Consider the following 10,830-nt stretch of genomic DNA (forward strand, 5'->3'; position numbering starts at 1 on the left):
GGTATAGGCTGATGTTGTACGACACAGAAAAATCGTTTAACATTGAGATGTTTTTTAATAAAATTCTCAAATCCAAAATCCATACAAAAAATTTAGGTGAAAAATGTACAATCAAAAGGCATTGCAATACGCTAAGGATAAAGAAAAAGAGATTAAAAAGTTGCATTATCGTCCATCTGAACAAAAAAATGATGATCGTGCAAATAATCGAGATGATTTAATGAGAGATTATGCTCGCATCTTATACTCTTCTTCTTTTAGAAGACTACAGGGAAAAATGCAGCTTCTTGGTGTAGATGTAAATAAATTTAATCGAAACAGACTTACTCATAGTTTAGAAGTAGCGCAGATTGCTCGTTGCATTGCTCATGATTTAAAATTAAAAAATCCAATCGTTGCAGAGGCAGCAGCACTAGCTCATGACATAGGAAATCCTCCGTTCGGACATTATGGAGAAAAAGTACTAAACGAATTAAGCCACAGCGTCGGCGGATATGAAGGAAACGCCCAAACACTTCGTATTTTACATAGATTGGAAAAAAAGCATACAGATTACCAAGGTCTCAACTTAAATATCAGAACTTTAATGGCCGTTACAAAGTATCCATTTACAAAGTGTGAAAATGAAAATAAATTTCTTTACAAAGAAGACTACTTCTTTTTGAAGAAAGAGCTAGAAAAAAAAGGCTTAGAAATGAAAAAGAGCATAGATGCTGAAATTATGGATTTAGCAGATGAAATCGCTTATGCAGCACATGATCTTGAAGATGCTCTAAGTTTTGGGATGATCAGCCTAGATGAAATAATTTATGAATTTAAAATTAGCAGCGACTTTCTTCCGGCATATAAAAAGATTAAAAATCTCGGTAAAAAAGCAAAGAACTTAGCAAAAAGCTCATCTACAAATAAAACTTCATCAGAAGAGTATGCTTCAATTTTAAGAAAAGAGCTGACATCTAAAATAGTTAACACTCTTTGTTCTGATATCGGTGTAGTCAATGATCAACTTTCATACCTAAACCATAAGGAATTAGCAGAAGGTCTCAAGAAACTGCTTTTCAAAGCAGTCTTAAGAAAAAAAGACATTCAGCTTTATGAACGTAGAGGAGAGTTAATAATTCGTGGTCTTTTTGAAGTTTATTCGGATAACAAATTTAATAAAGACAATGTCTTGCTACCTGCTGAGTTGCGTTCAATTAGTAGCTACTGCAAAACCCGTCTGGTTACAGATTATATTTCTGGGATGATGGATCATTACGCAATTCAAGAATATGAAAGATATTTTGGAAAAGGTAGCTCAGAGAAACTTTATTAAGAATAAGAAATAGGTCGTCTTATAAATACAAGGCGGCCTTTCATAGTTTTTTCATTTTGATCACAAAAATCTCAATATAACAACTAACACAGTTAGCATGTCCAGTTTTGCTCATGAAATTTATATTAAGAATTTGTATTAAGTCAGACACCTTGCAGCAAAAAAAATTCTCTTGTTGTAACACATTAACAAATCGCTTAGGATTTTCCGGATACGCTATTCATAAAGCGTATGCAACAATCGAACAAAAAAACAAAATCCAGCAGTAACAACAGCAAGGTTGTCCTTAACCCAACACAAAGCGAGACATCATGCAAAAACACATGCTTTTCGTGCTAGCCACCGCTGCCATGCTCCCGATTCATGCCAATGCACGAGACACCTCCCACGGTTCACATGGCCCTGTTTCCGATCAAGTCATCATCGAACAAGAAGCCAACTTAGCCAAAAACACCGAAAACAAAGGCTTCGGGCCGCAGGCACCGCGTGATATCGACGCTGTTGAAGGCAATAATCCCATTATCTTTAACACCGCACCGCCTTACACACAGATGAACCTGTGTAACATCCATTTCCATAAAAATGCCGAGCACAAAGGCGGGGAATTTACTGTTTATGCAGGCAATGGTGACGGGCATGGCTATGAAACTGGGTTTAAGTATTCCGGCAAACTGAGCAAATCGGAACTGTCCCCCGTGAAAAACGGCGTCTGTCCAAGTGCCCACGGTAGCCTACAATCTGGCGATACCATCGAATTGCACTATGTTCACTCATCGGCACAAGTCAAACCGGGCCCGACCTTGGGCGCCTGTTTGAGCGAAGCAGTGAAAAACCCACAGCTACGGGTGGAAGCACAGGTATATGTGCTGGTCAATGATCCGAAAGCCTTGGACTTTAACGAACTGACACGGCATGGCGAGAAAAATGGCTACCAACAAGCGTTAGGCATCCCAACCAACACCGGCGAACCTATTCAATATGCCGGCTCAACCACCGGCCCCACCTATAACGAACAAGGTTCACCCTTACAAGTGAGTTGGAGTGTTCGGCCTAAGGTGGCAAAGGTGAATATCAAAACGGTGGGTGAATGGTGTAAGGGCAATGCCTTTAAAGAAGACCACGCGCACGGGGTAAGAAATTTGGTGTTAAATCGTAAACTGCTATCACCAATCACACGGTAACAGAGGCCGTTTGAACAGCTGGGTGAATCAGCTCACCCAGCTTTTTTATTGACACCGACTATTGCACGTCAATTTGCACAATCACCAAGCGCTTTTTATCATCCTTAATTTGAAACTTCACCTTTTGCCCGACTTCAATTTTTTCTAAAAGAGCACGTTGATCGACGGCAAACACCATCGTCATCGGTGGCATATCCCATGCCACAATTGGGCCATGTTTAATGGTGATTTTTCCTGCGGCGAGATCCACCCGCCGGACTTCTCCCTCACTCTCAGCCAACGCCGGTAGCACAGCAGTCGAATGATGCTGATGGGACGATTCAGCATGGCTTATGGTTGGAAACAGCGTGGCAGCACTTAACACCGCCAACGCCAGCACAATCGGGGTCTGTTTAACGCTGAACATGGATTTTCCCTTTCATCCCAGCTTGAAAATGACTGGGAAATAAACACGCAAAATGCACTTCACCACTTTGATTGAAATGCCACAGCAATTCCCCTTCAGTTCCACCGGCTAGTGATAACGTATTGGGCTCTTCATGCTGCATATTGGGAAATTTTTTCATCATTTCATAATGTTGCAGCAAATCGCTCTGTGACCCGAGCGTAAATTCATGTTGCAATTTACCAGTGTTTTTCACCGCAAAACGAATGGTTTCCCCTGTTTTTACTTTAATTTGTGCTGGTTCAAAACGCATATTGTCCGACATCACCACCGCCACCGTGCGCGAAATCGGCTTGCCTTGTCCCGGCTCGCCAATGGCTGCTGTGGTGTGGTGTTGATGGTCATGGCTGCCAGCAGCCAACGCTGTTGTAGTGGCAAGGCTAAGACTTAATGCCAAAAATAATGTTTTCATCTCACATCCTGTATTTAATTATGACCGTCGGTGGGATTTTTTTGCCGCACGCGCCATTCAGCCGGCTGTGTGGTGTGTGGTTTTGCTGCCGTTGCAGTCGGAACAGCGCTACGATATTCATACGCCACTGTTCCTTTCGGATGGCTAAACCACCCCGGATCACTGTAATCATTCGGCTTTTGGTGTCGCCGCACTTTTAACACCGTGAACATACCGCCCATTTCCAACGGGCCAAATGGGCCGTGGCCGGTCATCATTGGCGCGGTGTTATCGGGTAATGGCATTTCCATGCTGCCCATGTCCGCCATACCGCGCTCACCCATCACCATGTAATCTGGCACCAGTTTTTGAATTTTCTGCACCAAACCGCGATGATCGACACCAATCATGGTCGGGACGTTGTGTCCCATCGCATTCATGGTGTGGTGGCTCTTATGGCAGTGCATCGCCCAATCGCCTTCTTCATCGGCAATCAATTCCAACTGTCGCATCTGTCCAACGGCAATATCGGTGGTGACCTCTGGCCAGCGTGCGCTTTTAGGTACCGGCCCGCCATCCGTACCGGTAACCATAAATTCATGGCCATGTAGATGAATCGGATGGTTGGTCATGGTGAGATTGCCAACACGAATCCGCACCTTGTCATTCAAGCGAACATTGAGTGAGTCAATCGCCGGAAAAATGCGGCTGTTCCATGCCCAGATATTGAAATCGGTCATGGTGTTGACTTTTGGTGTTTTGCTACCTGGTTCGATATCAAACGCATTTAACAAAAAACAAAAATCACGATCGACTTCATCAATCAATGGGTGAGGCTGTTTGGGGTGGGTAATCCACATGCCGTGCATCCCCATAGCCATTTGCACCATTTCATCAGCGTGGGGGTGGTACATAAACGTTCCCGGGCGACGGGCAGTAAACTCATAGACAAAGGTTTTACCGGGGGGAATCGCCGATTGTGTCAACCCAGACACCCCATCCATCCCATTCGGCAACCGCTGGCCGTGCCAGTGCACGCTGGTGTGTTCGGGCAGCCGATTGGTAACAAATATCCTGACTTTATCCCCTTCAACCACTTCAATGGTTGGGCCGGGGCTTTGGCCGTTATACCCCCAGAGTTGCGCCACAAAACCCGGTGCCATCTCACGCACCACCGGTTCAGCCACCAGATGAAATTCTTTCACGCCATCACGCATCCGCCACGGCAATGTCCAACCATTGAGCGTCACCACTGGGCGATAGGGGCGACCATTTGGCGGAAACAGTGGGGCAGCTGTTTTAACAGAGGCCTGAGACACCGGCTCTGGCAATGCAGCGAGTGCCGCCCGCGCCACTCCTGCGCCTACAACGGCGGCGGCGGTACCTAAAAATAACCGGCGTTTATTGAGATCAATCGTCATCTTTTATTCTCCCATGCGCTCAATGCGCTGCCGCGCCAGCAGGCGCACCCGCGCTGCCGCTGGATAATTGAATTGGGTGTTTTGGTGGGTTGCCCTGCAATACCCACAACAACTCCATTTCTGCCAACCAAAAATCGCGGTTTGCTTCAATTGCATCGCGGATGGTCTGGGCACGGTTACGAGTTTCGGCAAGTAAATCCCATGTGCTCAATAACATACCGTTATAACGCAAGAGGGTTTCTTCATGAATTTGCTGCTGTAGCGGCACAATTTGGGTTTGATAACTGCTGGCTTGTTGATAAGCGGTCAGATAGGCTTGATAGCTAAACTCGGCATTCGCCTGTGTCGCCAGTTGTTCTTTGCGTGGTAATTGCTGCAAGACTTGTTGCAGATGTTGTTGAAATTCATGCGCTGACAAAGCTTGTTTTGGAACATCAGGCAACCGCGCTGGCAATGTCAACGGCTGGGGATGGCTCACCACCCACTGCTTTAATACCTGTTGCAGTTGTTGTCGTTGTTGTTTTGCTTGATATTGGCTACGTTGGGTTTGCAGCTTGGCTTGTAATAGCATGGCCTGTTGTTGTGCGGCTTGTAGTTGACTCCAATTCCCCACTTTGGCCATCCGTTGCCCAAGTTCAGCAGCGGCTTCGACAGCACTCAAGGCATCCGCTTGATAACGCTGCATCTGTTCCGCCGCCACAGCCAATACCCAAGCGCGGCGCGCTTCATAAGCGGTTTCCCACACATCTTCAGCATGGTCGATACGCTGATACTGTTGTGGGGTGAGCAATAGCCATTGCCCTTCTGCAATGTGATTTTGTTGTATGTTTCCCAGCTTTGCCAATGGTCGCATCAAACTGGGATGCGCTTGCCATGCCAATCGCACCGCCTCGGCAGCAGAAGCCAGCGGCAACACAGCAGCATCGTGAGGGGGCGTTGTGGCAGGTGGGATAGCGGCGTGTTGTGCTTCCCATTTCACAATATCCGCATGACCACGCGGAAATTGCGCCACGTGTTGATTGGCAGTTTGCCAATCACCAGCCTGTGTCACAACGGAATGGGTTTCGGCTAACACAGTCAAGGATAGACTGGCTAACCATGCCCCGAGCCAAACAGATTTCATTGTTATCACCGATGCAAAGGGTAGAGATGACATTGTGGGTGAACACACCCAACAACCACCTGACAGCCAGATGACAAAATTGTCATCTTCCACTTTTGCCGATGAAAGCTGGCACACTGTCGGCTGGAGTTAAAAGAGAGTCCCAAATTGAAAATTTTATTGGTCGAAGACGAGCACAAAACAGGTGAATACTTAAAACAAGGTCTCGGCGAGGCGGGGTTCATGGTCGATCTTGTCAACAATGGCCCAGATGGGTTGCACTATGCGCTTGAGCACAGTTATGCCCTGTTGATTTTGGATGTGATGTTGCCGCAATTAGATGGGTGGCAAATATTGAACGAGCTACGCCAGCGCGGCATTGACACCCCAGTGTTATTCCTGACCGCCCGCGATCAAGTCGAAGATCGAGTAAAAGGTTTGGAATTGGGCGCGGATGATTATTTGGTGAAACCATTTTCGTTTGCCGAATTATTAGCACGGGTACGAACCTTGTTACGCCGTGGCCGCAGCGCACCCGACGCCCACCGCCTACAGTTGGCCAATTTAGAAATGGATCTGTTACGGCGGCGCGTCGTACGTGATGGTAAGCGTATTCACCTGACCAGCAAGGAATTTGCTTTGTTAGAGCTATTATTACGCCGACAAGGCGAGGTTTTACCACGCTCGCTGATTGCATCGCAGGTGTGGGACATGAATTTTGACAGCGATACCAATGTGATTGATGTCGCCATGCGCCGGTTACGCAATAAGATCGATGAAGGTTTTGAACCAAAGTTGATTCATACCGTACGCGGCATGGGGTATGTCTTAGAGCAGCAGGATGAGTTGGCATGTTAAAAACGCGGTCACTCACGCAGCGGTTAACTTGGCTTTATATCGCAGTGTCCAGCTTGGTGTTGCTCGGTTTTGGTAGTTTGGTTGCCCTTGCCATTTCACAGCATTTTGCTGAACTCGATCAACAATACCTTGCCGATAAGCTGCATGTGATTCAAAACATCCACGCTCACGACCCACACCATACAGCCAACGCATTACACCCAATCGTTGACGGCCATCATGGTTTATCTGTCCAGCTCTATCAGCAAGGCAAACTTATCTATCAATCTGCACCCCAACCGGCAGCCATCGGTTTGCATCCGCTGCCCTTAGATACGCTGTTTTCTTTATCAGAACAGGGCGAGAATTATCATGGTTTATGTGTGGCTAATACACAAAATGCACAAAGCGAGACCCTACCCTCTTCTGTCCGTTGTGCGCTGTTAAACACCCGTCATCACCAACATTTTATGGATTGGTTGCTGATGGTGTTGGGTTTATCTATCGTCGCCGCCGCCGCAGTAGCAGGGGTATTGGGCTGGTGGGCGACCCGACGTGGCCTCGCCCCGTTACATGACATTAAACAACAGCTGCAACATATCACCGCACAACGATTAAATGTGACGCTGACGGTTGATAGTGTGCCAGCCGAGATGGCAGATTTAGTCAATTCCTTAAATGGTTTGTTATGGCGTTTGCAGCATGATTTTCAGCGGTTGTCTGAATTTTCGTCTGACTTAGCCCATGAACTACGCACACCGTTAAGCAATTTACTGACGGAAACCCAAGTCGCGATTTCTCAAGCACGAAGTGCCGACAGTTATCGACAAACACTGGCTTCGAATGCGGAAGAGTTTGAGCGTTTGGCGCGCATGGTGTCGGATATGCTGTTCCTCGCCAAAACAGAACATGGCCTTAGCTTGCCCAGCTGTGTGCCGTTGCCATTGGAAACCGAGGTTCACGCGCTATTTGAGTTTTATGAGGCTTTAGCAGAAGAAAAAAATGTCCTTTTGGAGTGTGATGGTCAGTTAACCATAGAAGGAGATAAGCTGATGTTGCGGCGAGCGTTAAGCAATTTGTTATCGAATGCCTTACGCTATGCCCCAGCCGGAGGATGGATTCGGGTTGAGATGACAAGTGATGCCGAGGGAGGCAGTTTACAGGTCAGTAATAATGGGCCAGCGATTGCGGAGGACGATTTACCCCGTTTGTTTGATCGGTTTTTTCGTGCGGATAAATCGCGGCTACATAGTGAAGGAAGTGGTTTAGGGTTGGCGATTACACGGTCGATTGTGGAATTACACGGCGGTACCATCTCAGCCACCTCCACCCCAACACGCACCAGTTTTCGCTTGTTTTTTCCGAGGAAAACACCATCAAAACCACACGCTTCAAAGTAGTTCTACTAAGATTAACGACAAGCCACTCCCCACAAACCCAACTTCTTATGAAAATCATGCAAAGAAAATCAGGAGCGTAACCATTATGCAAACCAATATCTCAATCGATGAGAATTTAATCAATGACGTCTTGCGATTGACCGGCCTGAAAACGAAAAAAGAAGCCGTTGAAGAAGGCTTGAAAACGCTGATTCGTGTAGCAAAACAGGAAGAAATCAGAAAATTAAGAGGACAGATTCAATGGGAAGGTAACCTAGAAGAAATGAGGACAGATAAATGATTTTAGTTGACTCTAGTGTTTGGATTGACTATTTCCGCGGAGTAGATTCACCACAAACAAAACAGTTAGACAATTTACTTATGACTCAACCAGTCTCAATCGGTGACTTGATCCTTGCTGAGGTTTTACAGGGCTGTGCCAGTGAAGCCGACTTCAACCGTGTAAAACGAGTTCTGTTAAATCTTGAGATTGTTGAGCTTGGAGGAGTTGATATTGCTCTACAAGCGGCAACAAATTACAGAGTATTAAGGAAAATCGGCATTACCATTAGAAAAACCATCGACGTTGTGATTGCAACCTACTGCATACAAAATGGATATTTTTTGTTACACAACGATAGAGATTTTTTGCCCTTTACAGAGCATCTAGGACTTGCAACTCTCTGAAAAATAATTACATAAAAAATCGGATGCCAACATCACCAAACAATCAAACCATCGGCAACAACACTTTAGCCGCATGATCTGCAATACATTGCGACAACTCCTCAAACCTCGGGGATTGCACAGTCCAATGATGCCAAAATAATGGCACATCAGAAGGACGATGAGGGGCGAGATCGACCAGACGTTGACGAGCAATATCATCGGCCAACTGCTGCTCCGGCACCATTCCATAGCCAAACCCTAAGCGAATCGCACCAATAAAAGCATCACTAGAAGGCAGATAATGACAAGGATAGGCCTCATCAGGCAGTCCCAATTCACGCAACAAAAAATCAGCCTGCAAACGATCTTTACGATCAAACACCATCACCGGCGCATATCGCGCTGCCTCACGCTGCAACCCATCAGGGAAATACTGGCGTTGAAAGGCAGGCGAAGCCACCAAACGATAACGCATGATACCCAACGGCAACGCGGTACACCCACGCATCGCACGCGATGAGCTGGAAATACATCCCAACACCAAACCGGCTTCCATCTGAGCATGCGTATGGTCTTGGTCATCCACCCGAATATCTAACAACAGACGTTGCTGCTGCACAAAATCGGCTAAAGCTGGCAATAACCACGTCGCCAAGGTGTCGTTATTCACTGCCAGACCCAAGCGCAACGGGGCATTGCGTAAGTCGAGAAATGACTGGCTAAATTCTTCCTCCAATGCACATTGCCGCCGTAAGTATTGCACCAAAAACCGCCCAGCATGGGTTGTACGACATGGCCGACTGCGTACCACCAACGGCATACCTAATTCGGTTTCTAATGCACGCACTCGCTGAGACACGGCGGAGGGCGTTAAATATAGCTGTTGTGCGGCTTGTTCAAAACTGCCACTGTCAATCACAGCCAACAAAGCTTGGGTTTTACGGTTGTCGAGTTGCATAAAAAAACAAAGCAAAAGAAAGGTAAAGAATGGTAACCGCTGTCGGCACAAAAAAAACAGCAAACCGATGCGGCTTGCTGCTTCCAAAGGTTGTACTACATAACAGGATTTACTGGAATACCTTGATATAAGGTTGTTGCTGAATGGGGTCGGTATGGGCAGTCGGTTGTGCAGCATTGATCTGCACCAAGCTTAAATGACCATCACCATACGCACAATTCACCCCAAATACCGCGCCGGTATCAATCACAAACAGATTACCGAGTGGCGTGACGCAATCTTGTGGGGTATGGCCAGCATAAATACGCGCAATGCCCTCCACTCCCGTACGATCTTGTTTATTGGCGCGATAACGACCCCATAAACACGTCTGCACAGTTTTAGTTTTTTCGGCGCGCAGGGCGTTAGTAAATTCTTGCCAATCCATGCCCAGCGGCACTTCCGCATGAATAATGCCCACCAAGCCATTCGGTGTTTCAACTTCAATCGCAAATGGCAAAGCGCAAATTTTATCTAATACACGGTAGCGGTCGTCATCCGAGATGTCATACCACCATTCAACCCCATTTTGCTTGGCCCACTCGGCAATGTGGCTCAGGTCGGGCGTACCATCGACATACATATCCAACAGCATATCTTCATGGTTACCCATCACCGGATAGAAAAATGGCTGTTGTAGAAACTCCAGACAACGTAGCGACTCCGGCCCACGATCAATCAAATCCCCAACGGAAAATAGGCGATCTTTACCCGGGTCGAAATCAATACAGGCCAGTGCCTGTTCTAGTAAAGAATAACAACCATGTATATCGCCCACAACAAAATCACGGCCTGTTTCATTGATTGAAAAACGGCGAACCATTTGTAAATTATCATCCATTTTAGTGCGTCCTTTGCGTCGGGTAAAAACAACTTTGGGTTTGAAAAAATACTGATAGAGAGAACGAAAAAACGTCAGACCAACCATACCACCTCTTCTTAACTTGTTGTTGTATCAGTAGTTACCAAGCCACATTAGCAGTTAATTCCATCGCTGACAACTCTGTCGCCCCTTGTGGGTGCATGACCAGCGCGGAGAAAATCAATAAACAAAACATAATCTGTCTCTTATACACATCTGACGCTGCCGACG

12 protein-coding genes are annotated in these 10,830 nt (G+C 46.5%); 6 read left to right on the top strand and 6 right to left on the bottom strand.

The annotated features are described in order from the left end of the window. The first annotated feature begins 103 nt into the window (after positions 1-103). On the top strand, positions 104-1,315 hold the full coding sequence (dgt, locus tag ACTBZS_RS10475) for a dGTP triphosphohydrolase (protein ID WP_463044077.1): 1,212 nt from the start codon (positions 104-106) through the stop codon (positions 1,313-1,315). Positions 1,316-1,638: 323 nt separating this feature from the next. After that, positions 1,639-2,496 (top strand): delta-class carbonic anhydrase, encoded by an 858-nt coding sequence (locus ACTBZS_RS10480; protein ID WP_460429836.1) that lies wholly within the window; start codon positions 1,639-1,641, stop codon positions 2,494-2,496. 58 nt (positions 2,497-2,554) lie between these two features. On the opposite strand, the gene ACTBZS_RS10485 is transcribed toward ACTBZS_RS10480, so the two are convergent. From ACTBZS_RS10485 to ACTBZS_RS10500, 4 genes are read right to left on the bottom strand one after another with little or no spacing between them, the layout of a single operon-like run. Beyond that, on the bottom strand, positions 2,555-2,902 hold the full coding sequence (locus ACTBZS_RS10485; RefSeq protein WP_463044078.1) for a copper-binding protein: 348 nt from the start codon (positions 2,900-2,902) through the stop codon (positions 2,555-2,557). Next, complete coding sequence (locus tag ACTBZS_RS10490; protein ID WP_463044079.1) at positions 2,889-3,353, bottom strand: cupredoxin domain-containing protein; 465 nt, start codon at positions 3,351-3,353, stop codon at positions 2,889-2,891. The genes ACTBZS_RS10485 and ACTBZS_RS10490 overlap by 14 nt, the downstream gene beginning before the upstream one ends. 14 nt (positions 3,354-3,367) lie before the next feature. Next, positions 3,368-4,753: a multicopper oxidase family protein gene (locus ACTBZS_RS10495; RefSeq protein WP_463044080.1), complete on the bottom strand. Its 1,386-nt coding sequence runs from the start codon at positions 4,751-4,753 to the stop codon at positions 3,368-3,370. Positions 4,754-4,772: 19 nt separating this feature from the next. Further along, the gene (locus ACTBZS_RS10500) at positions 4,773-5,876 is read right to left on the bottom strand and encodes a hypothetical protein (protein WP_463044081.1); all 1,104 of its coding nucleotides are present in this window, start codon (positions 5,874-5,876) and stop codon (positions 4,773-4,775) included. A 147-nt stretch (positions 5,877-6,023) separates the two neighbouring features. Here ACTBZS_RS10500 and ACTBZS_RS10505 point away from each other — a divergent pair, with 147 nt between their 5' ends. The 4 genes from ACTBZS_RS10505 (at position 6,024) to vapC (ending at position 8,758) form a co-directional block, all read left to right on the top strand. Beyond that, the gene (locus tag ACTBZS_RS10505) at positions 6,024-6,713 is read left to right on the top strand and encodes a heavy metal response regulator transcription factor (protein ID WP_460429841.1); all 690 of its coding nucleotides are present in this window, start codon (positions 6,024-6,026) and stop codon (positions 6,711-6,713) included. Then, positions 6,707-8,092 (top strand): heavy metal sensor histidine kinase, encoded by a 1,386-nt coding sequence (locus tag ACTBZS_RS10510; RefSeq protein ID WP_463044082.1) that lies wholly within the window; start codon positions 6,707-6,709, stop codon positions 8,090-8,092. Before ACTBZS_RS10505 ends, ACTBZS_RS10510 begins: the two co-directional genes overlap by 7 nt. An 85-nt stretch (positions 8,093-8,177) precedes the next feature. Continuing rightward, positions 8,178-8,372 (top strand): type II toxin-antitoxin system VapB family antitoxin, encoded by a 195-nt coding sequence (locus tag ACTBZS_RS10515; RefSeq protein ID WP_463044083.1) that lies wholly within the window; start codon positions 8,178-8,180, stop codon positions 8,370-8,372. Further along, positions 8,369-8,758, top strand: coding sequence for a type II toxin-antitoxin system VapC family toxin (gene vapC, locus ACTBZS_RS10520; RefSeq protein WP_463044084.1), 390 nt, complete (start codon positions 8,369-8,371; stop codon positions 8,756-8,758). Before ACTBZS_RS10515 ends, vapC begins: the two co-directional genes overlap by 4 nt. A gap of 43 nt (positions 8,759-8,801) precedes the next feature. On the opposite strand, the gene ACTBZS_RS10525 is transcribed toward vapC, so the two are convergent. Both ACTBZS_RS10525 and ACTBZS_RS10530 read right to left on the bottom strand, forming a co-directional pair. After that, on the bottom strand, positions 8,802-9,698 hold the full coding sequence (locus tag ACTBZS_RS10525; protein WP_463044085.1) for a LysR family transcriptional regulator ArgP: 897 nt from the start codon (positions 9,696-9,698) through the stop codon (positions 8,802-8,804). Between the two features lie 109 nt (positions 9,699-9,807). Next, positions 9,808-10,578: a metallophosphoesterase gene (locus ACTBZS_RS10530; protein ID WP_463044086.1), complete on the bottom strand. Its 771-nt coding sequence runs from the start codon at positions 10,576-10,578 to the stop codon at positions 9,808-9,810. Positions 10,579-10,830 lie beyond the last annotated feature (252 nt).

The sequence above is a fragment of the Aquaspirillum sp. genome (genome assembly GCF_055136605.1).